Genomic DNA, 25,280 nt, shown 5'->3' with positions numbered 1-25,280 from the left:
CTCGCGACCCGCCGCGCACCCCGCCACGCCTACCGTCGGCACCGTGACCACCAGCAGGATCGCCCCGTGGGCCTCGCCGCGCGCCCAGCGCCGCCTCGCGCAGGTCGAAGCCGCCGTGTCCGCCGACCTGAGCCCCGCCGGCGTCGCCGACACCGTCCGCAAGGCCCTCGACGCGCACGCCGCGCAGGTCGACGACGACGGCATCGTGCTCTACGCGGGCACCAACGTGCTCAGTCCCGCCGCCGCCGCGGCCACCCTGCCCACCCTGTCCAACCGGCCCAGCATGGGCTGGCCGGGCGAGAAGTACCAGGTCGGCCTCGACCACCTGGACACCCTGGAGGTCCTGGCCCCGCTGCTGGTCGCCGACCTCGTGGAAGGCGCGCACGCCGAGGTCCGGCTCCAGAGCGCCACCCTGGCCAACCTCGCCGTCTACACCGCCTTCGCCCAACCCGGCGACACCATCGCCGTGCTGCCCGAGGCCGCCGGCGGGCACGCCAGCCACCACGCCCAGGGCGTCCCGGCCGTGCGCGGCCTGACCGTGGTGGACCTGCCCTACGACCCCGCCCGCCTCGACCTGGACTACGACCGCCTCCCCGGGTTCCTGCGCGAACACCGGCCCAAGGTCGTCGTCATCGGCGCCAGCATGATGCTGTTCCCGCACGACGTCGCCGCCGTCCGCGCCGCCGCCGACCAGGTCGGCGCGATCCTGCTCTACGACGCCTCCCACATGGCCGGACTCGTCGCCGGCAAGCTGTTCCAACGCCCGCTGCACGAAGGCGCGCACGTGCTGACCTTCTCCACCTACAAGTCCTTCGGCGGACCCTCCGGCGGCTGCGTCGTCACCCGCGACCCCGACCTCGCCCGCCGCGTCTCCACCGTCGCCTACCCCGGCATGCTGGCCAACTACGACGCCGGCCGCCTGGGCGCGCTCGCCGTCACCGCCGCCGAACTCGCCGCCCACGGCACCGACTACGCCCAAGCCTGCATCACCAACGCCCAAACCCTCGCCGCCGCCCTGGCCGCCGAAGGGTTCGCCGTCGTCGGCCGCGACGGCGAGCACACCCGCTCCCACCACGTCGCGATCGACGCCCACGACCTCGGCGGCGGCGAGGCCGCCGGCCTGCTGCTCGGCGACGCCGGGATCTACCTGTCCGGCATCGGCCTGCCCTGGCAGGGCGCCGACGAAGGCCTGCGCGGCCTGCGCATCGGCACCCAGGAGATCACCCGACGCGGCTTCACCCCCGCCGACCAACCCCGCATCGCCACCCTCGTCCGCCGCGCCCTGCTCGACCGCGAAACCCCCGACCGAGTCCGCGCCGACGCCGTCGCCCTGCGCCGCGAAGTCAACAACCGCCAGGTCGTCGGGGCAGGGATCACCGCCCGGTAGGCCTCCCCACCGCACGCGCGAACCGGTCCGCCAGCACACCCACCCGCTCCACCAGCTCCGGCGGGCCGGTCACCGTGAAATCCGCGTCCAACATCCCCAAGTAGACCGCCAACAACCCCGGCGTGTCCGACCCGACCCGCAGCACGCACCGCCCCTCGTCCACCACCTCCACCACCGCCTCGGGCACCTTCGCCGCCACCTCCTGCGCCGGCGCCTCCACCAGCACGTCCGCCCGGAACTTCCACGTCGCCGTCACCAACCCCCGCGACACGAACGCCACCAGGTCCGGCGAGGGCAGCTCACGCGGCGCGAACCGCGGCCCCGTCGGCACCCGCGGCGCCACCCGGTCGGCCCGGAAGGTCCGCCAGTCACCGCGCTCCAGGTCCCACGCCACCAGGTACCAGCGGCCCCGCACGTGGACCAGCCGGTAGGGCTCCACCCGCCGCACCGACACCGCGCCCTCGTGCGAGGAGTACTCGAACCGCAGCACCTCCCGCGCCCGGCACGCCGCCGCCAACGCCGTCACCACCTCCGCCGGCACCGAAGGACCCGCCGACGACACCGGCTCCACCGCCCCGACCAGCCCGTTCACCCGGTGCCGCAACCGCGACGGCAGCACCTGCTCCAGCTTGGCCAACGCCCGCGCCGAGGTCTCCTCGATCCCCGACACCCCGCGCGCGGTGCGCAGCCCGATCGCCACCGCCACCGCCTCCTCGTCGTCCAGCAGCAACGGCGGCAGCGCCGCGCCCGCGCCCAACCGGTAACCACCGGCCCGACCCGGGCTCGCGTGCACCGGATAACCCAAGCCCCGCAACCGCTCCACGTCGTTGCGCACGGTCCGCGTGGTCACCGCCAACCGCGCCGCCAACTCCGGCCCCGACCAGTCCCGCGGGGTCTGCAACAGCGACAGCAGCCGCAACAGCCGCGCCGAGGTGTCCGCCATACCCGTGGATTCTGCCCGACAATGCGGAACGAACCTTTCCGCAATGCCTCCTAACGTGGACACCATGACGATCACCGAGTTCCGCATCGACATCGCGCAGACCGACGTCGACGACCTGCGCCACCGCCTCACCCACACCCGCTGGCCCCGCCAGACCACCACCGGCTGGGAGCGCGGCGTGCCCGTCGAGTGGCTGCGCGAGACCACCGAGTACTGGGCCGACGGCTACGACTGGCGGGCCCGCGAAGCCGAACTCAACGCCTTCCCGCAGTTCACCACCGACGTCGACGGCCGCCGCGTCCACTTCCTGCACGTCCGCTCCGCCGACGCGAACGCCCCCGCCCTGCTGCTCGTGCACGGCTGGCCCGGCTCCCCGGTCGACTTCACCCGCCTGATCCCACTGCTGCCCGACTACCACCTGGTCGTCCCGTCCCTGCCCGGCTTCGGGTTCTCCGACCCCGGCGGCGGCGTCACCCAGGCCGCCCACGCGCTCGGCGTCGTCATGGACCGCCTCGGCTACACCGAGTACTTCGCGCAAGCGGGCGACGCCGGCGCGGGCGTGGTCGGCGCGCTGAGCGCCCTGCACCCCGACCGGGTGCGCGCCCTGCACGTCAACGGCCCCAGCCCCATGCCCTTCGGCCCGCCCCTGGAACCCGAGCAGTTCACCGGACGCGACCGCGAACGGGCACAGCGGTTCAACACCCTGCGCGAAACCGGCCTGGGCTACCTCCAACTCCAGACCACCCGCCCGCACACCCTGGGCTACGGCCTGCACGACTCCCCGGTCGCCCAGTTGGCGTGGATCGCCGAGAAGTACGGCGAGTGGACCGACCCCGCCCACCCGCTGCCCGACCAGGCCGTCGACCGCGACCTGCTGCTCACCAGCGCCACCGTCCACTGGTTCACCGGCACCGGCGCCACCTCCGCCCAGTTCCTGTACGAGAGCATGAACTCCGGCGACCCGTGGGCCACCCCCGCCGCCCCGACCGGGTTCGCGGTGTTCGCCGGCGACTTCGGCATCCGCGCCCTGTTCGACCCCGACGGTGTCCTGCCGCACTGGAACGAATACGACCGCGGCGGTCACTTCCCCGCGATGGAGACCCCCGAGCTGTTGGCGGAGGATGTGCGACTGTGGCTCGGGAACTTCAAGTGATCACGCGACGCGGTCTCAACCGCACCTTCCTGCACCGGCAGTCCCTGCTGGAACGCTCCGACCTGACCGTCACCGGCATGGTCGAGCAACTGGTCGGACTGCAAGCCCAGGAACCCTTCTCCGCCTACTACGGCCTGTGGTCACGCATGCGGGACTTCACCCCCGCCGACCTGGGCGACCTGCTCACCGACCGGACCGTCGTGCGGGCGCCGCTGCACCGCGCCACCATCCACCTCGTCACCGCCGCCGACCACGCCCGCGTCGAACCGGTCCTGCGGGACCTGCTGCGCCGCCGGTTCACCTCATCCCCGTTCAAATCCATCCTGCCCGGCCTGGACCTGGCCGAGTTCACCACCGTCGCGCACGCCCTGCTCGTCGAACAACCCCGCACCCGTGCCGACCTCGGCCGCCTCCTCGCCCCGCACTGGCCCGACCGCGACCCCGAATCCCTCGGCACCGCCGTGTCCTACCTGCTGCCCGTGGTCCAGGTCCCGCCCCGCGGCGTGTGGGGGCGTTCGGGCCGCGCGATGTGGGCGGCGGCCGACGACTGGCTCGGCGCCCTCGGCTCCGACGCCGACCCGGAGGCGTTCCTGCGCCGCTACCTGGCCGCGTTCGGCCCCGCCACGATCAAGGACATGACCCTGTGGTCCGGCCTGACCCGCCTCAAGGACGTCGTGCGCGGCATGGACCTGAAGGTCGTGCACAACGACAAGGGCGACGAACTGTTCGACCTGCACGACGCACCCCTGATCGACCCCGACACGCCGGCGCCGGTCCGGTTCCTGCCCGAGTTCGACAACCTCCTGCTCGGCCACCACGACCGCACCCGCGTCATCTCCGACGAGGACTACCGGCGGGGGATCGTCATCGGCGGCAAACCCACCGTGCTGGTCGACGGGTTCGTCCACGGCACCTGGAGCCTCCGCGACGGCCTGGACGTGCAGGTCTTCCGGCCGCTCACCGACGCCCAGCGCGAGGACGTCCTGGAGGAGGGCACCCGGCTGCTGAAGTTCGCCGAAGCCTCCGGCGAAGTCCGGATCACCCCCGCCTGACCCGGTTTGGACGATCGTCCAGTACGATCGTCCAAACGATGGTGGAGGTGGGGATGACGGTCCGGGACCGGCTGCTCGCGGCAGCCGCCGAACTCATCGCGGAGAAGGGCTGGGGCGCGGTCAGCACCCGCGTGCTGGCCGACCGGGCGGGCGTGGGGTCCGGGGTGGTGCACTACCACTTCGACTCCACGCAAGCCGTCCTCGTGCAGGCGTCGGTGGGGGCGCTGCGCGCGGCCCTGGCCGGACTGCCCGAGCTGCTGGAGTCGTCCACCGACCCCGCGTCGGCGCTGGACGCCCTGCTCGCCGCGCTCGACGAGGCCGGCGGGCAGGAGCTGTTCATCGAGACCTTCCTGGCCGCCACCCGCAACGACGAGCTGCGCGCGGCCGTCGCCGACGTGCTCGCCGAGTTCCGGGCGACCCTCGCGGCATGGCTCGCCCAGCGGGACGTGCCCACCCCCGAGGCGACCGCGGCCGTGCTCGCGGCGGCCGTCGACGGCGTCCTGCTGCACCGCGCCCTGGACCCGGAACTGTCCCGCGCGGTCGTCGTGCCGGTGCTGGGGAGGGTGCTGCGGTGAAGGTCGTCGTCTGCGGGGCCGGCATCGCCGGACTCACCCTCGCCTGCCGCCTCGGTGCCGCCGGGCACACCGTCGTCGTGGTCGAACGCGCACCCGGCCCCCGCCCCGAGGGCTACATGATCGACTTCTTCGGCCCCGGCTACGACGCCGCCGACCACCTCGGCCTGCTGCCGCGCATCCGGGAACTGGGCTACACGTTCGTCGAAGCCGGTTACCACGACGAGACCGGCCGCCGCCGCGCCGGCCTGAACTTCGAACGGTTCGCCCGCGCCCTGGACGGCCGGATGACCAGCATCATGCGCCCCGACGTCGAACGCGTCCTGCGCGAAGCCCTGCCGCCGACCGTCGACCTGCGCTACGGCGCCGCCCTGGTCGCGGTGGACAACCGCGCCGACGGCGTCTCCGTGGCGTTGTCCGACGGAACATCACTAGAGGCGGACCTGCTGGTCGGCGCGGACGGCATCCATTCCACCGTGCGGCGCCTGGTCTTCGGCGAAGGTTTCGTGCGGCACCTGGGCTTCCACACCGCCGCGTTCACCTTCACCGACCCGCAGGTGCACGCCCTGGTCGCGGGCCGGTTCTGCCTCACCGACACCGTGGGCCGCCAGGTCGGCTGCTACGGGCTGCGCGACGGCCGGGTAGCGGCGTTCACCGTGCACCGCACCGACGACCCGAGGTTGCCCGACGACCCCCAGGCGGCCGTTCGCGAGGCCTACGCGGGCTTGGGGTGGATCGTGCCGCGCGTGCTGGAGCACTGCCCACCGCGGTTCTACTACGACCAGGTCGCCCAGGTCGTCATGCCGCGCTGGCACTCCGGCCGGGTGGTGCTGGTCGGCGACGCGTGCGGAGCGGTGTCACTGCTGGCCGGGCAGGGCGCGTCCCTGGGCATGGGCGGAGCGTTCGTACTGGCCGACCACCTGGACGACCCGGCGGCGTACGAACGGAGGTGGCGACCGGTGGTCGAGGACAAGCAACAAGTCGCCCGCGCCGGCGCCCGCTGGTTCCTCCCGTCCACCACCACCCGCCTACGCGCCCGCCGCATCGCGATGCGCCTGTCCCGCCTACCGTGGATCGACCGCCGCATCGCCGTAAGCCTGGTAGGCAAACCCACCGCCCTGCTCTCCTAGCCCTCTTAACCGGGGGCTAGCCCTTCCCACGCAGGGCGGCCAACTCCGCCGAGGCCCGATCCCACTGGGCCTCGGCACGTTCGGCCCGAGCCAAGGTCTGCGCCCGAGCCTCCTCCAACGCCGCAACCCGCTCCCCGGTGACCCGCTCGACCTGCTCCACCCGCTCCCGCGCCACCCGCCGCTCCTCAGCCGCCTCGACCCGAGCCCGTTCCGCCTCCCGCTCGGCCCGAGCCACCGCTTCACGCGCCTGAGCCACCTCGGCTTGCGCCCGCTCGACTTCGACCCGGGCGCGCTCCACTTCCTCCTGCACCCGCCGAGCCGCCTCAACCCGAGCCGCCTCTACTTGCGCCCGCGCGGCGTCCTCCGCCTTCTCCACCAACTCCCGAGCCTCACCCCGCACCCGCTCGACCACCGCTTCGGCCTCGCCGCGCGCGCGTTCCACCTCACCCCGGGTTTCCGCCCGCACGCGCTCGACTTCGGCGTCCGCCTCGCCCCGCACCCGCTCGATCTCTCCGCGCGTGGCGTCGCGAACCTGCTCGACTTCCTTCACCGCCTGCCTACGGGCCTGTTCCGCAGCCCGCACGGCGTCCGCCTGCGCCTGCTCGATGCGCGCGTCGGCGTCCCGGCGAATCTCCTCGACCACAGCGGCGGCTTCCGTACGGGCGGCGGCAATCGCGGCCTCAGCCCGCTCTACTGCGGCAGTGGCCTCGGCCCGCGCCGCGTCCCGCTGCTCGAACGCCACAGCGGCATCCCGCTCAGCCTGCTCGGCCGCACGCACCGCGTCCTCGGTGGTCTCCTCGGCCGCCCTCCGGGCCTGCTCGGCATCCCGCCGCCGCCGTTCGGCCTTGGCAACGGTCCCTTCCGCCTCGGCTACCTTCCGCGCTGCCTCGGCTTCAGCGGCCTGCACCTGTGCCTCGGCGACCGCCGGGTCGGCAATGGCCGACAACTCACCCACGGCAGACCCCAAGGTCGCCGACAGCTGCTCGGCCAACACCCGAAACCGCTCCAGCAGCTCCTCAGCCTTGATCTTGCCCGCAGTCATCCCCTGCGGCACTTTCGTCACGGTGACGCTTTCCGCACCCCCGCTCTCCTCCACCTGAGCCAACCGCTGCCGCTCCCGCCAAGCCCGCCACCGCGTGTGCTCCGGCAGATCGCAGTACTCCGCAGGCCGCCCCGGCCCACCACCCCTCAACACCGGCCGCGTGCATCCGGGGTAGTTGCAGGTCGTCGCGGGGCTCTCGGTCGTCGTCACGGCAATATCGTAGCGCCATTTCGTCATCTCAAACGTTACGACACGCAACGCAACGCTATTGAGTGCGGAGAAGCTGACTTCCGATAAGTGAACCTTATCGGAAGTCAGCTTGCCGCCCTCCTCACGATCTCTGTCGCGCGGGCGGCGAGGTTTCGGTGATCCGCCAGTGCTTTGATCAGGCGATCCCCGAGTTGGGCGATCGCTCGCCGTTGGTAGGCGGAGTCCACGGCGTGCCAGATACCCACGTAGTTGACGCGCCGAGCACAGGTGGCGTCGAGCTTCGCCATCGCACGTTGCTGGTCGGGCGGCGCGGTGCCGACCGAGTCCGCCGCGTCCCAACGGTGGCGGAAGTCGTGGCCTGCCTGCCTCATGCACTCGATCCAGGACGCCTCGGCGGCACGAGCGCGGCTGTCGGCGCGGGTGTGCGTCCACGTCTTGTTGAGCAACTCCACGATCAGCGGCACGAGTTCGTCGTCATCGCCGCGCAGCCGCCGCCAGGCCTCCCCCGCGCAACCACCCGCCGGGACCGGTGCTCCGTCGCCCGCCCGCACGGTGGCCGGCCCGCCGGTGGGGCTTCGCCCCGTGACGACCTCGTACTCGAGTCCGGAAGGACTCCACCGCTCGCCGCCGTCTTTTTCCTTGCCGGGACGCGCATAGCCCCATCGGGCTGCTTCGTCCACATCGACCACGCCGTAGCGGCGGTCCGTGCCCTCGAGAACGCCCGGCTGCTCGACGGAGCGGACGGTGTAGTGCACCCCGAAGCGCCGGGCGCAGTTTTCGGTGAGGACGACGGCGGCCCGTCCGATCACCTCGTCTTCTGCGGCGGACGGCACGTAGTCGGCGATCGGCAGGCGCAGCTGGGCGGCGTTCTCGATCGTGGCTATGGGATGGGACAAAGCGGGCTCACCCGTGTCCTCCGCCGCACAGCCGACGGCGGAGGAGATTGCGGTCGCGGCTGCCGCGACCGCAATCAACCTCATCCTCAACTGAGCGCGAATGACGAGGCCTTGTTGTCCCAGTTCGGACCGACGTACACGCCGGCCGACCCGCCGTCGATCCACCCGGTCTGCGTGTCGTCGGGGTCCGCGCCGCCGTTCAGGTACAGCTTCGTGAGACACGCGGCAGAGTCGTACACCCGCGAGATGGCGTCATTCCAGCCGGGCGGTACTACACGGATGACGTTGTCACGGTCCGTTATCGTCGCCGAACACGGCGAACTGCCGTAGACCTTGATCCAGTTGCCTGAGCCGTCGGCGTTCTCGGTGAGGGTCGCCCGGAACACGTTCCCGTATTGCCTTCCGAGTTCGTGGTTCGTCGTCGGTGTGTCGGCATGTGCCGCGGGGGTCATCAAGGCCAGTAGGCCTGCCATGACCGCGCCGACTGAGACAATGCGCTTCAACATGGTTTTTCCTCGAATGGTTCATCGGAAACCGTCGATATTGTCGACGGTTCACATCATCTTCCTGCGGAACAACCATGTCGGGTGAAGGGCAGTGGCGGCAAGGGTTGCCGGAGCGGGTGGCGTCCCGGCATGCGTGAAACGGTCCTGAGCAGGGGTTTCCCGAGGAATGTGGGACGGTGCCATACTGGCTCGTTGCACTGGAGACCTGGGGAGGGTCGATGGAGGTGCCGAGCACGCGCAGCGAGCTTGCGCGACTTCTCGCCGCGCTCAAGGAGCGCAGTGGGCTGAGCTATTCGGATCTTGGCCGAAAGGCGCATGTCAGCAGTTCCACCCTGCATCGGTACTGCTCTGGAGCAACGGTTCCACCCGACTACCGGACGATTGCCGCAATCGCCACCGCGTGTGAGGCGACCGACCAGGAACTCGCCGATCTGCTACGGCACTGGCATGTGGCAAACGGTCGGATCACAGTCGAGAAACCGGTTTCCTCGGTGGAAGCTCCGGTCCTGGCCTCCGGCTCTGGAGAGAGACGCCCACGATCACTCACGGCCGTCGCTGCGGTCCTCGTGGCATTCGTGATCCCGTCGAGCACGGTGTTCAACGACGCAAATCCCTCCACCCCCGCGCCCGCCGCCGCGCCCACCGACGCCGTGATCCGAACCGACTTCGAGCCCCGTCGCATCCTTGCGCCGCGAATGCCCAAGGCAGTGCCTGGCGGATCCTGGAAGCCCGATCACGAGGTGGTGGCGCTGGGCAGCGTCGAACTCGAGATGTCGACGACGCAGACCGCGTACGTGGTGTCGGTGATGCGCGCGAGCTCGGCGACCCACCGCTCGCAGTTCGACAACGAGGTGCGGTGCAGGTGGCCCGGCGGTGAGCAGAACTTCGTGACCGGGCAGAACATCCTGCAAGAAGGCGCGTCGTCGGAGCGGGAGAAGGAAGAGGTCCAGCTGACCACACGCTTCCTGCTCCATCCCGGTGTGGCCACCAGAGTCGCGTGCACCGCCTACGTCCGCGCCGCCGCGCTCAGCGAAGACCTCGACGCGCAGTTCCGACTGGACAGCGGGCGGATCGAGGTCGCCGACACGTCCGTGGAGAACATGACGACAGGCGTGCCTGCCCAGCGAGCGGTGCCGCGTGGCCTCCTGCGCGTGGGATCGGATCCCAGCGTGATGGTTCGGGAGCCGCAACTGCAACCCTTCACCTTCGGACCGGGGTTCACCCACCTCAGCGTCGTCGCCGACACCCAATTCCAGGTCTGCTATCCAGAGAGGGACAAGCACTGCGACCCGCCAGACCCGGCCGCGACGACGGCCACCTTCACCCTGTACGTCACCCAGTGGAAGGGCGATGAGGTCTGCCACAAGAACCGGGCCACCGGGGAACTCCGCGAGCTGTCCTACGCGGTGCACCGCCATCACGTGCCACTGCACCTGCCCGACTTCTCCATCCGCGCCGACTGTGACCCGCGGTTCAGCGCCTACGTCCTGGTGCGGTGGATAAGCGGGATGGACGGCGGGGTTCAGGGCGCCGTGGAAGACCTGACCGACTCACGCGGATCCACCTCGACGCACAGCGCCGACATGAGCCACATTTTCATGGTCCCCTACAAGGGCTGAACCTTCCGGTGTCAGTCGGTGAGGCCGGCGTCGTGGGCGAGCAGGGCGACCTGGGTGCGGTTGTTGAGGTCGAGTTTGGCGAGGATGCGGGAGATGTGGGCTTTCACGGTGGCCACGCTCATGAACAGCTCGCCCGCGATCTCGGCGTTGGACTTGCCCCGCCCGACGGCGATGGCGACCTCGCGTTCGCGTCCGCTGAGCTGATCCAGCGCGGTGGTGGCGTGCCGTTGACGGGCGGCGGCGCCGGTGTCGCTGAGGTGGGCGATGAGCTGTCGGGTCACGGTCGGCGAGAGGACCGGGTCGCCGGCTGCGACCCGTGCAATCGCGCGCAGGATCTCGGCGGGTGGGGTGTGTTTGAGCAGGAAGCCGCTGGCCCCGGCGCGCAGCGCGCGCAGGACGTGCTCGTCGGCGTCGAAGGTGGTCAGGACGATGACCTCGGGTGGGTCGGGTCGGGCACGCAGCTGTTCGGTGGCGGCGAGGCCGTCGAGGGTGGGCATGCGGATGTCCATCAGCACCACGTCCGGGGCGCAGGCGTCGACGGCGGCGGCTACTTCGCTTCCGTCGCCGGCCTCGCCAACCACGATCAGGTCGGGTGAGCCGCCGATGACCATCGCCAGGCCGGCCCGCACGAGCGGGTCGTCGTCGACGACGAGGACCCGCACCGCTGCGTCCACGTCGGGCTCCCCCTCTCCGCCCAGCCGGGCCGGCGACCGACCCTGGCCGCGATCAGAGGGTAGGCCACGGTAGCCAGGCCCAGAGCCGGAACTCACCGGCCGGGGTGGGTCCGTGTTCGAGGCGTCCGCCGGCGAGGGCGGCCCGTTCGGTGAGCCCGATGAGGCCGATGCCGGCGCCGGGAATCGCGGTACCACCGCCCATCGGGCACGGGTTGCGGATCTCGACGGTCACGCCGTCGCCCGGGGTTGCCCGGACGGTGACGGCCACCTCGTCGTCGGGGGCGTGCTTGCGGGCGTTGGTCAGCCCTTCCTGCACGATCCGGTACGCGCTGCGCCCCACGCCCGCCGGTACGGCGGACAGCGCGTCGGTCTGCCAGTCGAGCCGTACCCGCATCCCGGCGCGCCGCGATTGGTCGACGAGGTCGGGGAGGTCGGCCAGGGTGGGCTGCGGCCGTTCCGGCGTCTCGTCGGACCGGTCGACACCGGCGCGGAGGACGCCGATCACCTCCCGAAGGTCCTCCAGCGCCCGGTAGGCGCTGTCGCGGACCACCCCGGCGGCACGGGCGACCTCCTCGGGCGCGGCGTCGGGGCGCAGCTCCAGCGCCCCGGCGTGCAGGCTCAGCAGGGTCAGGCGGTGGGCGAGCACGTCGTGCATCTCCCGGGCGATCCGGTTGCGTTCGCCCTGGCGGGCTTCGGCGACGCGCAGTTCCTGTTCGGCCTCGACCCGCCCGGCCCGCTCCCGCAGCGACTGGCGTCGGGCCCGTACGAACATGCCCCAGGCGAGCACCGCGACGCCGAACACGGTGCCCAGCACGGTCTCCGCCGGGGACCCGACCGGGACGTCGGGCCGAACCAGGTGCTGGAGGAACGGCACGAGCGCGCTCCCAGCTGCGATCGGGGCGACCACCGCGAAGCGCCGGTGCACCGCGACGGTGAACAACGCGACGAGCGCCGCGCCACCGGCGGACGTCGCGTAGACGCTGACCAGACCCGCGGCCACGGCGAAGCCGACCGGCCATCGCCGGCGCAGCCACGCCCCCAGACTGCACAGGCCGCCGAGGACGAGGTCGACGGTGAGCGGTCCCGGCGCGATGTGCTGCGCGCGGCTGTCGGCCAGGGTCAACACCACCACCCCAGCGGCCAGCAGGAAGCACGCGGCGTCGACCACCCGGTCGCGGACCGTGCGCTCGGCCGGGCGTACCGGATCGTGGTCGGCATCGCTGATCACGCCCACCGGCAGCGGGCTCCGATCCTGCGGGTCCGCAGGGCCCATCATGATCAAAGGGTAGGGCCTGGTCGTGCCCCACGGCATCCGACCAAAGTCGAACCCGAGGTGTAGACCTTCGGCCCGCCGCCCTCGACTTTGGCTCGTAGCAGCGCATGCCGCCGCTCCAGCAATCTTGTTCCACACAACCGGAACGGACATTCCGACCATTCCTGCGCCCACGAATGGCGCGGAAGTTAAGTGGGAAACGATGAGCGACGAGATGAGATCCTCGCAGGACACCGCCACCACGCCGGCCCGCAGTCGACCCGTTCGAGGCCGGCTCGTCGGCGCCGCGGCGATCGCGTTCGTGGTGGCGGTGGTGGTGGAGAACGCGGTGTTAGCGGCAACGGGCGCACTGTCCTTCGACGCTCCGATCGAGGAGGTTCTGGCCTACTACGCGGCCAACCGCGACTCGGTCGCGATCGCGTCCGGTCTGGTGGCCCTGTACCTGCCGCTGCTGCTCGTGTTCGTGACGGGCTTGCACGGCCTCGTGGAGCGGCGCGGCGGGGCGGGCGCCGACTGGTCGTGCCTCGCCGTGGCCGCCGGCGCGGCGCTGTCGGCGATCTTCGTGCTGGTCAACGTCCTGCAAATCGGGCTCGCGCTTTCCGCCGGCGGGCTCGCCGGGCCGACGCCCGAGTTCGAGCTCGTCTGGCGGGTTCACGCGGCGGCGTTCGCGCTGGCGCTGCCGACGCTCGGCACCACCTCCATCGGCGCGGCTCTCGCCACGCACGCGAGCGGGCTGACTCCGGCTTGGCAGCGCCTGCTGGGCCTGGTGGGCGGGAGTCTGCTGCTCGCCGCGGGCCTCGGCAACCTCGCGATCGCCGACGGCTCGCCGCTGCTCTTCGTCGGGCTGCTGGGGTTCGCCGCCTGGCTCGTCTGGCTGCTCGCCACCGGCGTGCGCCTCGTCCGGTCGCCCTTGAAGCCGGGAGCCTAAGTGGTGGGGAGGTGGGTGCGGATGCCTTGGGGGTCGAACAGGACGAGCAGTTCGACCGCGTGGCCGTCGGCGGTGCCCAGCCAGTGGGGTGTGGAGGTGGCGAAGTCGGCGGCTTCGCCGGCGACCAGGGTCAGGTCGTGGTTGCCCAGGACCAGGCGCAGGCGGCCGTTGAGGACGTAGAGCCACTCGACGCCCTCGTGGGTCTGCGGGGTCGGGTCGAGCGGGGCGGGTTGGGCCGGGAGCAGGAGCTTGAACGCCTGTACCCCGCCTGGGCGGCGGGACAGCGGGACGAAGGTCATCCCGAAGCGCCGGATCGGGGTGAGGTGGATGCGCGGGTCGCCGGTGCGTGGTGCGCCGACCAGGTCGTCCAGGGGCACGCCGTAGAGGCGGGCCAGCGGTAGCAGCAGTTCCAGGGTCGCTCGGCGTTGGCCACTCTCGAGCCGGGACAGGGTGCTCTCCGACACGCCGGTGGTCGCCGCGAGGTCGGCGAGGGTGAGGCCCCGGTGCCGGCGCAGCGTCCGCAGTCGCGGTCCGACCGCGTCGAGTACCTGGTCGGTGTCGCGGTCCACCCGGCTCATCTTGCCGGAACCGCAAGGATCCGTGCCGGAGCGGGGCACGGCCGCCGACACTGGCCGCGAACCGACACCAGAGGAGACACGTCGTGCGCCGTGACACCCCGCCGCCCAGGACCGGTGGCAGCGAAGCCGAAGTGCTGCGCGGGTTCCTGGACTACCTCCGGAACTCGATCGCCGCGAAGGTCGACGGCACGCCCGAACCGCAGGTGCGGACGGCCGCGGTGCCGTCGGGCACGACACTGCTCGGCCTGCTCACGCACCTGACCCACGTCGAACGCGCGATCTTCCTCGGCGACCACGTCACCGACTGGCAAGCCACCTTCCGGCCCGCCCCGACCGACACGGTGGCCGACGTGATCGCCCGCTACCGCGACACCGTCAAGCAGGCCAACGACGTACTCGACACCTGCACTGATCCCGCCGCTCCCCTCCCCCGGCCCGGGCGGCCCGCGCCGAGCGTCCGCTGGGCGCTGACCCACCTGATCGAGGAGACCGGCCGGCACGCGGGCCACGCCGACATCCTCCGCGAACTCGTCGACGGCACCACCGGGCGCTGACCCGCTCGCCGGCGTGGTCGTCGAGTCGGCTCGCTTCGACCTCGGCTGGAAGTCAGCGCAGGACGGCGGCGAGCAGGTCGGTGCCCAGGGCGGTCAGGTCGGGCAGGTTGAGGGTGTAGCGGACGTAGCGGCCCTGTCGGTGTGGGGTGAGCAGGCCGGCGCGGCGCAGGACGGCCAGGTGGCGGGAGACCTCCGGTGGGGTCAGGTGCCAGGTGTGGGCCAGTTCGCCGGTGGTGTGCGGGCCTCGGGCCAGGGTGCGCAGCAGGCGCAGCCGCACGGGGTGGGCCAGGGCTTCCAGGCGCAGGGTGACGGTGTCCAGGGACACCGGGTCGGCCGGACCTGCCTCGGTGACCGGGTACTGGACGACCGGCTGCCAGCCCGGCGCGTGGACGACGACCAGGTGGGGGCTGTTGAACACGCTGGGGATGAAGGTGACCCCGGTGCGCTGGGCGGAGGTCGCCTTGTCCTGCACCTTGTCGACCACCAGGCAGTCGCCGTCCAGGGTGATCGCGCCCGACACCGAGGCCAGCGCCGCACCCACACCCAAGCGGGTGAGCAGGTCGTTCTTCAGCCGCAGGTCGGCGGTCAGGCGGGCGGCGACGCCCGTCCACGCCGCGTCGAAGAAGGCTTCGGCGCACTGTTCGAGGGTTTCGCGGACCCGGGCGCGCACGGCGGCGGGGTCGGTGAGCAGGCGTTCGGCGAAGGCTTCCTGACGTGCGCCGCGGGCCTGGGCCAGTTCCAGGGCGCGGGCGCGTTCGGTCGGGTCGGTCAGCGGCGAGCGGGTGGGGGCGCGGTGGCCGCCGCACGTGGTGACCAGCGCGGCGGTCGCGTAGGTCTCGTCGTCGAGGCGGTCGACGTCGTCCAGTTCCTCGCGCAGGGTCGGCCGGGGGCGCGCGGGGAGCAGGAAGTCGGCTTGGGAGGACCGCCAGAGGAACTCCGCTTCGCGCAGCCGTTCGGCCAGGTGCGGGGGCAGCCCGGCCCACACGTCGGCGGCCCACCCGGCGCGCCGCGGGTGGTGGCCCGGTTCGGCCAGCACGTGCAGCATCGCGGTCAGCTCGGCCAGCGGGGACGCGGCGAACCGCAGCCCCTGGGCGGGCAGTCCGCTGATGTCGATGCGCACGCTCACCCGCACAGCATCGCCGACCGGGTGGCGGGCGCCCGCGCCGGTTGACGGTGTCGGTCAATCGACGTGCTCGGGCGGGGTGGCGGGCCGCACCGTCACCGGCATGGTGACCAAGATCGACCCCCGTGCACTCGTCCGCGCCTCCGGAGGTCCGCGCTACGCCGTCGCGCTGGCCGTGGACGCGCTGGGCACCGGCCTGCTGCGGCCGTTCCTGCTGCTCTACGGCGTGACGGTGCTGGGGTTGTCCGCTCCGGCGACCGGTGTCGCGATGACGGTCGGGATCGTGGTGGGGCTGGTGTGCATGCCAGGGGTCGGGCGGTGGCTGGACCGGGGCGCGCGCAGCACCGTGGTGGCCGCGTCGATGCTGGTGCGGGTGCTGGGGGTGGCGTTGCTGCTGGCCGCCCCGACCGGGGACGTGTGGGTGTTCGGGGCGGCGGCGTTGTTCCTCGGCGTGGGCAACCAGGCGTTCCCCGCCGCGCACGCCGCTCTCGTGGCGACGGTCGCCCACGGGCGGGAGCGTGACGCCGCGTTGGCGGGTGGCCGGTCGCTGCGCAACGCCGGGCTGGGTGTCGGGGCGTTGGTGGCGACGGTGTGCCTGGCGGGTGGGGCGAGTGCGTTGCAGGTGCTGGCGGCCGGCACGGGCGTGGCGTACCTGGTGGCGGCGGTGTTGGCGTGGTCGGTCCAGGTGCACGCCGATCCGGCCGGAGCCACGGTGCAGGACGACGCGCCCGCGCCGCGGATGAGGGGGCTGCTGGCGGCGAACGTGGTCTACGTGTTCTGCCTCAACGTCCCCGAGATCGCCCTGCCACTGATCCTGGTCACCCAGCTGGACGCGTCGCCGGTGTGGTCGGCGGCGATCTTCGTGGCCAACACGGTGCTGGTGGTCACCTTGCAGGTCCCCGTCACGGTCGCGATGGCCCGTTTGTCGCGGCGGACCGTGCTGGTGGTGGCCGGTGTGGTGCTCGCCGGGTCGTACTTGGGTTTCCTGGTGGCCTCGTCGTCGGGGCAGTGGGGTGCCGCGGCGGTGGCCGTGGTGTCGGTGGTCTGCACGATCGGCGAGATCCTCTACGCGGGCAGTGCGACGGCCCTGGTCACGGCGTTGGCCCCGCCTCGGGTGCTGGGGCGCACCCTGGCCCGGTTCGAGCTGTCGAGCGGTTTCGGGTTGGCCGTCTCGCCGGCGGTGATCACCGGGCTGGCCTCCCGCGGCCCGGCCGCGCTGTGGGGTTCCCTGGCGACGGCGACGCTGCTGTCGGCCGCCGCCGTGGCCCGAGACCGCTCGGTCGGCGACGGATCACCCAGCGGTGGGCGGGCCGGCGGCCGGTCGGTCGGCGAAGGGCGGTTGAGCGACAGGCTGTTCAGCGGCAGGCGGTGAGGACGGTGGCGCGCAGCCAGCGGTGGGCCGGGTCGGTGTCCAGGCGGGCGTGCCAGAGCAGGGACACCGTGACCCGCGGAGCGGGGAAGGGCAGGGCGAAGGTGTGCAGGCCGGCGCGCAGCGGGGCGGTGTGCCGGTCGGGGACGGTGGCGACCAGGTCCGACGCGCGGGCCAGCGCCACCGCCGCGCCGAAGCCGTCCACGACGGTCACCACGTCCCGGTGGTGGCCGGTCGGGTGCAGCGCCTGGTCGACCAGGCCCTCGGTGAGGCCGCGGCGCGAGACGTTGACGTGACGGGCGGCGGTGTACCCGGCGGTGGTGATCTCGCCGGCCGCGAGGGGGTGTTCGGGGCGCACGACGCCGACGAACGTGTCGGAGAACAGCGGGGTGCTCAGGACCTCCGGCGGCAGCGGGTCCTCCACCACGGCGGTGTCGAGGTCGACGGTGTGGCGCAGCGGCGCGGTGTCCTTGCTGGTCTTGCGCAGGAACCGCAGCCGCACGCCGGGGGCCTGCGCGCCGACGTCGGCGACCAGGCCGGGCCCGAACGCCTCCACGAAACCGTCGCTGCCGCGGATGGTGAAGGTCCTGGACAGCGTGGGCAGGTCCAGGTGGTGCGCCGGGCTCAGGACGTCCTCGGCCTCGCGGACCAGGGCGCGGACGCGGTCGCGCAGTTCCAGGGCACGCGGGGTCGGGACCAGGCCCCGACCGGCCTTGACCAGCAGGGGGTCGCCCGTCGCGCGGCGCAACCGGGCCAGGGCGCGGCTCATCGCCGACGGGCTCAGGGCCAGGCGCCGCCCGGCTCGGGTGACGCTGCCCTCCTCCAGCAGGACGTCGAGGGTGATCAGGAGGTTGAGGTCGGGGCGGGCCATGCGGCGGACGATACCTGGCGTCGCGTGCACAGGTCCGTTGCGATCTGTGCGCCTTCCGCCAGGCCTGGGCCGGACTTACGTTGCGGGCATGAGATCACCCGCCGCCGCGCTCACCGCGCTGTCGTTGTCGATGTTGTTGCCGTCCTTGGGGATCAGCATCGCCAACGTCGCCCTCCCGACCCTGTCCACGGCGTTCGACGCGCCCTTCACCGCCGTGCAGTGGGTGGTGATCGGCTACCTGCTGACGATCACCGTGCTGGTGGTGGCGCTGGGCCGGCTCGGGGACGTGGTCGGCCGGCGGCGGCTGCTGGTGGGCGCCATCGCGGTGTTCGCCGTCGCGACCCTGCTGTGCGGGCTGGCGCCGTCGTTGCCGCTGCTGGTGGCCGGTCGGGCGCTCCAGGGCGTGGGTGCGGCGGGCATGATGGCGCTGACCGTGGCGTTCGTCGGCGAGACCGTGTCGAAGGGCCGCACCGGCAGCGCGATGGGCCTGCTGGGGACGATGTCGGCGGTGGGCACCGCGACCGGTCCGGCGCTGGGTGGCCTGCTGATCGCGTGGTCGGGGTGGCGGGCGATCTTCCTCGCCGTCGTGCCGCTGGCGGTGGTCGCGCTGGTGCTGGCCCACCGGGTGCTGCCCGCGAGCCCGCCGCGCCCGGCGCAGCGCACCGGCGCGGTGCTGCGCGAGGTGGTGCGGGACCGGGTGCTGGTGGCCGGGTTGGCCACGAGCGCGCTGGTGTCGACGGTCATGATGACCACGCTGGTGGTGGGTCCGTTCCACCTGTCGGGGGTGCTGGGGCTGGAGCCGGCGCTGGTCGGTCTGGTGATGTCGGCGGGTCCGGCCGTGGCGGCGCTGACCGGGGTCCCGGCGGGCCGCGCCACGGACCGGTTCGGCAGCCGCGCGATGGTCCTGGCCGGGCTGGGCGGCATCGTGGTCGGGGCGCTGGTGCTGGCGTTCATGCCGCCCGCGTTCGGGGTCGCGGGGTACGTGCTGCCGCTGGTCACGGTGACCGCTTCGTACGCGGTGTTCCAGGCGGCGAACAACACCGGCGTGATGAAGGACGTGCCCGCCCGCGACCGCGGCCTGGTGTCGGGGATGTTGACGTTGTCGCGCAACATCGGGTTGATGAGCGGCGCGTCGGTGATGGGCGGGGTGTTCACCTTCGCCGCCGGCACCGCCGACGTCACCGGCGCTGCGGCGGCGGAGGTGGCGCGGGGGACGCGGTGGACGTTCGTCGTGGCGGCGGGGCTGGTCGCGGTGGGTGTGGTGGTGGCGTTGCGGGCGCGGGTCAGGACGAACGCAGCACCCCGCGCCAGCGGGCGAGCGCACGCCGGGTCATGACGGTGTGCGGGTGTTCCGCGCCCAGCACCCGGGACCGGTCTTCCAGCAGCTGTTCCAACGCCGTCACCGCGGCGGTCGGGTCGCCCGCGTCGCCCCGCGAGTAGGCGATGTTGTGGCGGGTGGTGAAGGTGTGCGGGTGTTCGGCGCCCAGCACGCGCAGGTGGTCGTCCAGCAGTGCCTCCAGGGCGGCCACCGCGCCGACGTGGTCCCCGGCCCGGCCGCGCAGGAAGGCGATGTTGCCCCGGGTGGTCAGCGTCTCGGGGTGGTCGGCGCCCAGCACGCGGGACCGGTCGGCCAGCAGGTCCTCCAGCGCGGCGATCGCGCCGGTCGGGTCGCCGGCCGCCCCGCGCCAGTAGGCCAGTTCGTGCCGCGAGGTGAGGGTGAGCGGGTGGTCCGGGCCCAGCAGGCGCGACCGCAGCGCCACCAGTTTCTCGAACTCGGCGACGGCCTCGGCCGGGCGGCCGGCCGCGCCTTCGCGGCGCGCGATGTTGTGCCGGGTCCGCAGGGTGCTCGGGTGTTCGTGGCCCAGCACGCGCCGCTGGTCGCGCAGCACCTCCTCCAGTCCGCGCAGCGCGCCCGCGGTGTCGCCGGCCTCGCCCTGCCAGTACGCGGTGTAGTAGCGGACGGCCAGCGCGTCGGGGTGGTCGCGGCCCAGCCGGTGGGCGATCGCCGGGTGCAGGGTGCGGTAGTAGGTGTGCGCGGCGGTGACCTGCCCGCTGTCGCCGAGGCTGTTGCCGTGCCGGAACACCAGGTTGTGGCACTCCGACGACCACAGCGCCGGTCCGGCCACGTCGATGACGGTCGTCGCGTTCGCACGCAGGGTCTTGGCCAGCGCCGCGTCGTGCTCGACGGCCGGCCACGCGTGCAGGAGCGCGTCGGCCACCACCCGGGCGAGGGTGTCGGCGAGGTCGGCGGGGCACTCGTCGCGGACCGCCCGCTGGACCAGGGCGTGCACGCGGACCGACGCGCGGGGTGAGGCCGGGTCGAAGGTGACCAGGCTGAGGCGGTGCAGGCAGGTCAGCGCGTCGCGGGCGCGTTCGGCGTCCACCGCGCCGCCGCCGATGCGCGACAGGTGGGCGAGGACCGGCGGGGTGGTCAGGACGTCGAGCGGCACCCCGTTGGGGTCGAGCAGCGCGAGCGCGGCCAGCAGCGGCGCGGCCAGTCCCGCGGGTTCGAGCCGGTCGGCCAGTTCGACGCTGAGCGACCAGGTGGCGGCCACGGTGGTGCGGTGCCGGTCGGGCAGGGTGGACTCCTCGGGCAGCACGGAGGCCAGGGTGCGCCGCCGGTCGTGGAACCGCGCCAGGTACTCGGCGCAGGTCAGGTGGCGGTCGGCCAGGTACGCGGCGGCCTGGGCCAACGCCAGCGGGAGGTGCCCCAGCGCGTGGGCGAGTTCGGGGGCGGCGCCGGTGCGGCGGGGGTCGGCGGCGAGCTTGCGCTCCAGGTAGGCGACCGACTCGCGCGGGTGGAACAGGCCGACGTCCCACACCCGGCAGCCACCGCGGCGCAGGGCGGCGTCCCGGCGGCGGGTGGTGACGATGGTCTGCCCGGAGGGTGTCTCGGGCGGCCACAGCTCGTGCAGGTCGGACGGGCGGCGCACGTCGTCGAGGACCACCAGCCAGCGGGCGGTGGTCGTGGCCAGCCAGTCGAGGAAGCGGCGGGCGCACACCTCCTCCGAGCCCCGGTGGACCCCGGTCAGCTCGGCGCCCAGCCGGGCGTAGTCGGTGACGACCTCTTCGCGTGACGCGGCGGTGATCCACACCAGGAGGTCGAGCTCGCCGCGACTCCAGGCGCGTTCGGCGTGCTCGGCGGCCAGTTGGGTCTTGCCCACACCGCCCAGGCCGGACAACACGGCGGTGTGGAGGCGGGCGGGTGGCGCGGCGCCCAGCGCTTCGCTCAACTCCGCGCCGACGGGGCGGTGCTGGAACGCCTCGGCGCGCGGGGGCAGGCGGGCGGTGCGGAAGGGCAGGCCGACCGCCGGGTGCGGCGGCGACGGGCCGTGGCCGGACTGGACGACGTCGCCGTAGATCGCGCCGGCCTGCAAGACCGGGGCGCGGGGAGTGCCCCGCGCGGTGTTGGCCACCCCGCCGTCCCGGCGACCCCGCCTCCGCTCCGGCCGCGACGCCCCAGGCCACCGGTCGGTCATGTCGCGTCGGCCGTCGTGGAGGGCAGGCCGGCACAGGTCGTGGCGGCGGTCGTGGAGGGCCGGTCGGCGCATGTGGCGGCGGCCGTGGCGACAGTCGTGGCGAGCCGGTCGGCAGGCGGCGCGGGCCGGTGTGCTCCGCGGGTCGGCGGGCCATCCCTGGGCGTGGGCCAGTGTGCTCCGCGAGTCGGCGGGCCGTCCCCGTCCGGCGGGTCGGGCCAGCTCAGCACCGCGGCGACGACCTCGACCACCGTCCCGGCGACCTCGCGGTGCGGCTCGATCTGCCCCAGCGAGTCGTCCGCGCGGTAAGCCTCGGCGTCGTCCTCGGCGCGCACCAGGACCACATCGGCCCCGCCCACCCAGTCGTGCCGGTAGCGCAGGCCGGCCAGGCCGTGGTCGTCGCGGATCTCCCGACCCTGGAAGCCTCTGTCGTGCAACGCCTTGAGCGCCGTGATCGCATCGGGGCCCGGCTCGGGGGACTCCGTGTCCGACCGCATCGCCCACCTCCTGCTCACCAGCCGGGCAGGCGATCGACCGCCTGCCGTCGCGAGGGCAGGGGCGGGGTCTCCCGACCGGACGTGCCGCTGGGTGCCCGCCCCGGGCGCGGTGGACCGCGCGCCGGTCGGGAGCGACCCGCCGCTGACCTATCCAGGTCTATGTGATTATCACAGTTGTGATAATCACATAGGCTTGGTCCGTTCAGGTGGAGTTGCCCGACCGCTGCTCCACCCGGCGGAGACGAGGACCCATGTCGGTACCGATGAACCCGCGCCTGCTGCGCAGGCTGATCGCGCTCAAGATGGTCCACTTCCGGACCCGGGCGGGACTGACGCAGGCGGAAGCGGCCCGCATCCGCGGCTGCACGCAGTCGCGCATCCACTACATCGAGAGCCGGCGCACCCTGCCCAACGAACAGGACCTGCGCCTGCTGCTGCCCGAGTACCACGTCGACCGGACGACCATCGACAGCTTCGTGGACCTGCTCCCGGTCGCCCGCAAGCGCAACTGGTACGACAGCCTGCCCGAGGCGGTGATGCCGAGCTGGTTCGGCGACTTCGTCGCCTTCGAGGAAGCCGCGACGGAGATCGAGACCTTCCAGGGCCTGCTCATCCCAGGCCTGCTCCAGACCCAGGACTACGCGCGAGCGGTGCTGCGGACGCTGAAACCCCAGCTGTCCGACGACGAGGTGGGACGCCGGGTCGAGGTGCGGATGCGGCGGCAGGCCACCGTCCTGGCCGCCGAGCGATCGACCACGCGCGTCCGGGCCGTCGTGAGCGAGGGCGCGCTGCGGACCGCGGTCGGCGGTCCGCAGGCGCACCGCGCTCAACTGCTGCACCTGCTGGAGCGGGCGCGGCACCCGCGGGTCGAGTTGCAGGTCGTCCCGGCAGACATCGGAGCACACGCTGGTCTCGACGGTTCCTTCACCATTTTCCGGCTGCCCATCGAGGACGACCCTGGACTGGTCTACATGGACGACCAGTTGCGTGGCCATTTCTACGAAGAGATCGAGGCGGTGGACGAGTACACCTCGGTTATGCGGAGCCTCCGCCGGTCCGCGCTGACCCCACGCCTAAGCTCGGCGATGATCAGGTCCATCGCGGAGGAGGGTTCGTGACCGGAGACAGTGGGATCGCCGTGCTCAGCAGCGTTGTCGGCCGCAAGAGCAGCTACAGCGGGGGCGGCGACTGCGTGGTGGTGGCCGCGGTTGCCCACTGTGCCTGGGTCGGGATCCGCGACTCGAAACTCACCGGTGCCGACGAGGTCGAGCAGACGGTCGTGGTGCCGCTCGACCGGTTCCGCCAGTTTGTGAACAGCTTGCGTTGAGGGTGTCGCCGGCGCGCTGAACGGCTGCACTCAGGAGCCTGAGACCTCCGAGCTCTGTGTTCGGGATGCTGGAGGTCATGGACATCAGGACCGTGTCGTCGAAGGTCGTCTACGAGAACCGGTGGCTGTCGGTGCGGGAAGACCGGATCGAGTTGCCCGACGGTTCTCCTGGGCTGTACTCGGTGGTCGACAAGCCCGACTTCGCGCTCGTCATCCCCCTCGAGAACGACGGGTTCCACCTGGTTGAGCAGTTCCGGTACCCGATCGGGCGGCGGTCGTGGGAGTTTCCGTCGGGGTCGGTGGCCGGGGTGGGTGCGCCGGAGGAGATGGCGGCCGTCGAGTTGGCGGAGGAGACCGGGATCGGGGCCGCGCGGTGGGAGCGGTTGGGGTTCTCGCACTGTGCCAACGGGTTCTCCACCATCGGGGTGCACGTCTTCCTCGCCACCGAGCTGACGCACGGTGAGCCGGCGCGGGAGGTGACCGAGCAGGACATGCGGCAGCGGTGGTTCGCGCGCGGCGAGGTGGAGGAGATGGTGCGGGGTGGGGTGATCACCGACTCCCCCACGCTCACGGCCTTGCTCCTGCTGTCGTTGCGCGAAAGATCGTTGCGAGACACGAACGGGTGAAGCTAAGGTCGGTGCCGTGACTGCCGGGTCGGCCTTGGGCCACTACCGAGACGGGCACCCGGCTCAGGTTTGAGCAGCGGGCGGGCCAGGGGTCCGCCGCACCTCCGGGATCTGCGACGACTGTCCTTTTCGCACTTCTCATCCCGGAGAAACCTTTATGCCACTTGATTTCAACCAGCAGGTCGTCGACGAGTTCCGCGCCAACCACGGCCGCGTCGGCGGGTACTTCGAAGGCGCACGCCTGATCCTGCTGACCACCACAGGCGCCCGGTCCGGCCGCCCGCACACCGTGCCGCTGGGCTACCTGCCCGACGGCGAGCGCATCCTGGTCATCGGCTCGGCGGGCGGGTCGGACCGGCACCCTGCGTGGTTCCACAACCTGGTGGCCGACCCGAAGGTCACCGTGGAGGACGGCGTCTTCACCTACGAGGCGAAGGCGACCGTCCTGCGCGGCGCGGAACGCGACGCCGTGTTCGCCCGCGCGGTCGAGGCCGAGCCCGGGTGGGGCGAGTACCAGGCCAAGACCAGCCGCGTGATCCCCGTGGTCGCGCTGGAGCAGGTCGCGGGCGGCCCGCCCGACGCGTCCTCGTTCGGCGAGGCGCTCAAGCTGCTGCACGACGCCTTCCGCCGCGAACTGGCGCTGATCCGGGCCGAGGCGGCGAAGGCCGGGCCGCGGATCGGGGCGCAGCTGCGGGTCAACTGCCTGACCCTGTGCCAGGGCCTGGAGTTCCACCACCGGTCCGAGGACGCCGGGGTGTTCCCGGCGCTGGCCGACCGGTACCCGGAGCTGGAACCGGTCATGGCGCGGCTGCGCGAGGAGCACGCCACCATCGCCCGGCTGCTGGAGGAGTTGCGGGCGGCGCTGGACGGGGACGGTGTGCTGGCCGAGGTGGACCGGCTCGTCGCGGAGCTGGAAGCCCACCTGGTCTACGAGGAGGAGCAGCTCATCCCGCTGCTGGACACGTGACCGTGCGCGCCCTCGACCTCGCCGACGAGGCCACCGCCGTCGCCGTGCACCGCATCGGCCTGCGGTCCTACGCGGTGGAGGCGGCGTTGATCGGGTCGGACGCGATCCCGGCGCTGCACGAGACCGTGGCCGACGTGCGCGCCCTGCCGCTGCGGTGGCTGGGCGCGCACGTGGACGGCGTGCTCGCCGGGTTCATCGCCTGGACCCGCGAGGACGACGGCCTCGACGTGGACCGCCTGTGCGTGGACCCGGACCACTTCCGGCGCGGCCTGGGGCGGCGGCTGGTGGAGGCGGTGCTGGCGTTCGGCGACCCGGTGACCGTGTCCACGGGCGCGGCCAACGCACCCGCGGTGGCCCTGTACGAGGGGTCGGGGTTCACCCGCGTGGGGACGTTCGAGCCGGAACCCGGCCTGGTGCTGGCCCGGTTCCGCCACCCGGGAACGCGCTAGCCGTGTCCACGACACCCAGCGGCGATCGAGGACCGTTTCTGTCCTCGATCGTGCCTAG

26 protein-coding genes are annotated in these 25,280 nt (G+C 72.6%); 15 read left to right on the top strand and 11 right to left on the bottom strand.

Annotated elements, in window-relative coordinates:
* Positions 1–43: 43 nt before the first annotated feature.
* Positions 44–1,387 (top strand): serine hydroxymethyltransferase, encoded by a 1,344-nt coding sequence (gene glyA / locus WBN91_RS06305; RefSeq protein WP_337722176.1) that lies wholly within the window; start codon positions 44–46, stop codon positions 1,385–1,387.
* On the opposite strand, the gene WBN91_RS06300 is transcribed toward glyA, so the two are convergent.
* Positions 1,374–2,330, bottom strand: a complete 957-nt coding sequence (locus WBN91_RS06300) for a helix-turn-helix transcriptional regulator (protein ID WP_337722175.1) — start codon at positions 2,328–2,330, stop codon at positions 1,374–1,376. The genes glyA and WBN91_RS06300 overlap by 14 nt on opposite strands.
* Positions 2,331–2,394: 64 nt before the next feature.
* Between WBN91_RS06300 and WBN91_RS06295 the strand changes: the two genes are divergently transcribed.
* From WBN91_RS06295 to WBN91_RS06280, 4 genes are read left to right on the top strand one after another with little or no spacing between them, the layout of a single operon-like run.
* Entirely contained in the window at positions 2,395–3,483 is a 1,089-nt protein-coding gene (locus WBN91_RS06295; RefSeq protein WP_337722174.1) for an epoxide hydrolase family protein, read from the top strand.
* Positions 3,480–4,535 (top strand): winged helix DNA-binding domain-containing protein, encoded by a 1,056-nt coding sequence (locus WBN91_RS06290; RefSeq protein WP_337722173.1) that lies wholly within the window; start codon positions 3,480–3,482, stop codon positions 4,533–4,535. The genes WBN91_RS06295 and WBN91_RS06290 overlap by 4 nt, the downstream gene beginning before the upstream one ends.
* Positions 4,536–4,588: 53 nt before the next feature.
* Positions 4,589–5,110 (top strand): TetR family transcriptional regulator, encoded by a 522-nt coding sequence (locus WBN91_RS06285; protein ID WP_337722172.1) that lies wholly within the window; start codon positions 4,589–4,591, stop codon positions 5,108–5,110.
* The gene (locus tag WBN91_RS06280; RefSeq protein WP_337722171.1) at positions 5,107–6,237 is read left to right on the top strand and encodes an FAD-dependent monooxygenase; all 1,131 of its coding nucleotides are present in this window, start codon (positions 5,107–5,109) and stop codon (positions 6,235–6,237) included. Before WBN91_RS06285 ends, WBN91_RS06280 begins: the two co-directional genes overlap by 4 nt.
* A 16-nt stretch (positions 6,238–6,253) precedes the next feature.
* On the opposite strand, the gene WBN91_RS06275 is transcribed toward WBN91_RS06280, so the two are convergent.
* The 3 genes from WBN91_RS06275 to WBN91_RS06265 all read right to left on the bottom strand — a co-directional run bounded on the left by WBN91_RS06275 (position 6,254) and on the right by WBN91_RS06265 (position 8,891).
* Entirely contained in the window at positions 6,254–7,489 is a 1,236-nt protein-coding gene (locus WBN91_RS06275; RefSeq protein WP_337722170.1) for a hypothetical protein, read from the bottom strand.
* Between the two features lie 104 nt (positions 7,490–7,593).
* A complete protein-coding gene (locus WBN91_RS06270; RefSeq protein ID WP_337722169.1) occupies positions 7,594–8,463 on the bottom strand; it encodes a hypothetical protein in 870 nt (289 codons plus the stop codon).
* A gap of 8 nt (positions 8,464–8,471) precedes the next feature.
* Complete coding sequence (locus WBN91_RS06265; RefSeq protein ID WP_337722168.1) at positions 8,472–8,891, bottom strand: hypothetical protein; 420 nt, start codon at positions 8,889–8,891, stop codon at positions 8,472–8,474.
* 218 nt (positions 8,892–9,109) lie between these two features.
* Here WBN91_RS06265 and WBN91_RS06260 point away from each other — a divergent pair, with 218 nt between their 5' ends.
* Positions 9,110–10,510 (top strand): helix-turn-helix domain-containing protein, encoded by a 1,401-nt coding sequence (locus WBN91_RS06260; RefSeq protein WP_337722167.1) that lies wholly within the window; start codon positions 9,110–9,112, stop codon positions 10,508–10,510.
* A gap of 11 nt (positions 10,511–10,521) precedes the next feature.
* On the opposite strand, the gene WBN91_RS06255 is transcribed toward WBN91_RS06260, so the two are convergent.
* The gene (locus tag WBN91_RS06255; protein WP_337722166.1) at positions 10,522–11,184 is read right to left on the bottom strand and encodes a response regulator transcription factor; all 663 of its coding nucleotides are present in this window, start codon (positions 11,182–11,184) and stop codon (positions 10,522–10,524) included.
* Between the two features lie 52 nt (positions 11,185–11,236).
* Positions 11,237–12,460 (bottom strand): sensor histidine kinase, encoded by a 1,224-nt coding sequence (locus tag WBN91_RS06250; RefSeq protein ID WP_337722165.1) that lies wholly within the window; start codon positions 12,458–12,460, stop codon positions 11,237–11,239.
* Between the two features lie 211 nt (positions 12,461–12,671).
* Between WBN91_RS06250 and WBN91_RS06245 the strand changes: the two genes are divergently transcribed.
* Positions 12,672–13,385: a hypothetical protein gene (locus tag WBN91_RS06245; protein WP_337729364.1), complete on the top strand. Its 714-nt coding sequence runs from the start codon at positions 12,672–12,674 to the stop codon at positions 13,383–13,385.
* On the opposite strand, the gene WBN91_RS06240 is transcribed toward WBN91_RS06245, so the two are convergent.
* Positions 13,382–13,963 (bottom strand): helix-turn-helix domain-containing protein, encoded by a 582-nt coding sequence (locus tag WBN91_RS06240; RefSeq protein WP_443217666.1) that lies wholly within the window; start codon positions 13,961–13,963, stop codon positions 13,382–13,384. The genes WBN91_RS06245 and WBN91_RS06240 overlap by 4 nt on opposite strands.
* A gap of 83 nt (positions 13,964–14,046) precedes the next feature.
* Here WBN91_RS06240 and WBN91_RS06235 point away from each other — a divergent pair, with 83 nt between their 5' ends.
* On the top strand, positions 14,047–14,517 hold the full coding sequence (locus WBN91_RS06235; RefSeq protein WP_337722163.1) for a DinB family protein: 471 nt from the start codon (positions 14,047–14,049) through the stop codon (positions 14,515–14,517).
* Between the two features lie 52 nt (positions 14,518–14,569).
* Here WBN91_RS06235 and WBN91_RS06230 read toward each other — a convergent pair whose 3' ends face one another.
* Positions 14,570–15,643, bottom strand: coding sequence for a DUF5937 family protein (locus WBN91_RS06230; RefSeq protein ID WP_337722162.1), 1,074 nt, complete (start codon positions 15,641–15,643; stop codon positions 14,570–14,572).
* Between the two features lie 100 nt (positions 15,644–15,743).
* On the opposite strand from WBN91_RS06230, the gene WBN91_RS06225 reads away from it, so the two are divergent.
* Positions 15,744–17,012 (top strand): MFS transporter, encoded by a 1,269-nt coding sequence (locus WBN91_RS06225; protein ID WP_337722161.1) that lies wholly within the window; start codon positions 15,744–15,746, stop codon positions 17,010–17,012.
* On the opposite strand, the gene WBN91_RS06220 is transcribed toward WBN91_RS06225, so the two are convergent.
* On the bottom strand, positions 16,996–17,880 hold the full coding sequence (locus WBN91_RS06220) for a LysR family transcriptional regulator (RefSeq protein WP_337722160.1): 885 nt from the start codon (positions 17,878–17,880) through the stop codon (positions 16,996–16,998). The two genes, WBN91_RS06225 and WBN91_RS06220, sit on opposite strands and share 17 nt — an antisense overlap.
* An 88-nt stretch (positions 17,881–17,968) precedes the next feature.
* Between WBN91_RS06220 and WBN91_RS06215 the strand changes: the two genes are divergently transcribed.
* On the top strand, positions 17,969–19,216 hold the full coding sequence (locus WBN91_RS06215; RefSeq protein ID WP_337722159.1) for an MFS transporter: 1,248 nt from the start codon (positions 17,969–17,971) through the stop codon (positions 19,214–19,216).
* On the opposite strand, the gene fxsT is transcribed toward WBN91_RS06215, so the two are convergent.
* Together fxsT and WBN91_RS06205 are read right to left on the bottom strand one after the other, a co-directional pair.
* Entirely contained in the window at positions 19,164–21,359 is a 2,196-nt protein-coding gene (gene fxsT / locus WBN91_RS06210) for an FxSxx-COOH system tetratricopeptide repeat protein (protein WP_337722158.1), read from the bottom strand. The genes WBN91_RS06215 and fxsT overlap by 53 nt on opposite strands.
* On the bottom strand, positions 21,356–21,853 hold the full coding sequence (locus tag WBN91_RS06205) for a hypothetical protein (RefSeq protein WP_337722157.1): 498 nt from the start codon (positions 21,851–21,853) through the stop codon (positions 21,356–21,358). The genes fxsT and WBN91_RS06205 overlap by 4 nt, the downstream gene beginning before the upstream one ends.
* A gap of 251 nt (positions 21,854–22,104) precedes the next feature.
* Between WBN91_RS06205 and WBN91_RS06200 the strand changes: the two genes are divergently transcribed.
* The 5 genes from WBN91_RS06200 (at position 22,105) to WBN91_RS06180 (ending at position 25,222) form a co-directional block, all read left to right on the top strand.
* Complete coding sequence (locus WBN91_RS06200; protein ID WP_337722156.1) at positions 22,105–22,971, top strand: helix-turn-helix domain-containing protein; 867 nt, start codon at positions 22,105–22,107, stop codon at positions 22,969–22,971.
* On the top strand, positions 22,968–23,180 hold the full coding sequence (locus WBN91_RS06195; protein ID WP_337722155.1) for a DUF397 domain-containing protein: 213 nt from the start codon (positions 22,968–22,970) through the stop codon (positions 23,178–23,180). The genes WBN91_RS06200 and WBN91_RS06195 overlap by 4 nt, the downstream gene beginning before the upstream one ends.
* A 77-nt stretch (positions 23,181–23,257) precedes the next feature.
* On the top strand, positions 23,258–23,806 hold the full coding sequence (locus tag WBN91_RS06190) for an NUDIX hydrolase (RefSeq protein WP_337722154.1): 549 nt from the start codon (positions 23,258–23,260) through the stop codon (positions 23,804–23,806).
* A gap of 157 nt (positions 23,807–23,963) precedes the next feature.
* Positions 23,964–24,773, top strand: a complete 810-nt coding sequence (locus WBN91_RS06185) for a nitroreductase/quinone reductase family protein (RefSeq protein WP_337722153.1) — start codon at positions 23,964–23,966, stop codon at positions 24,771–24,773.
* Positions 24,770–25,222 carry a GNAT family N-acetyltransferase gene (locus WBN91_RS06180; RefSeq protein WP_337722152.1) on the top strand — a complete coding sequence of 151 codons (453 nt, stop codon included), beginning with the start codon at positions 24,770–24,772 and terminating at the stop codon, positions 25,220–25,222. The genes WBN91_RS06185 and WBN91_RS06180 overlap by 4 nt, the downstream gene beginning before the upstream one ends.
* Positions 25,223–25,280 lie beyond the last annotated feature (58 nt).

Origin of the sequence: Saccharothrix sp. CCNWYY140, assembly GCF_037401995.1 — a bacterium.
Taxonomy (GTDB): domain Bacteria; phylum Actinomycetota; class Actinomycetes; order Mycobacteriales; family Pseudonocardiaceae; genus Actinosynnema.
The sequence above is the reverse complement of the archived record's forward strand: the minus strand, read 5'-3'. Positions and strand labels throughout refer to the sequence as shown.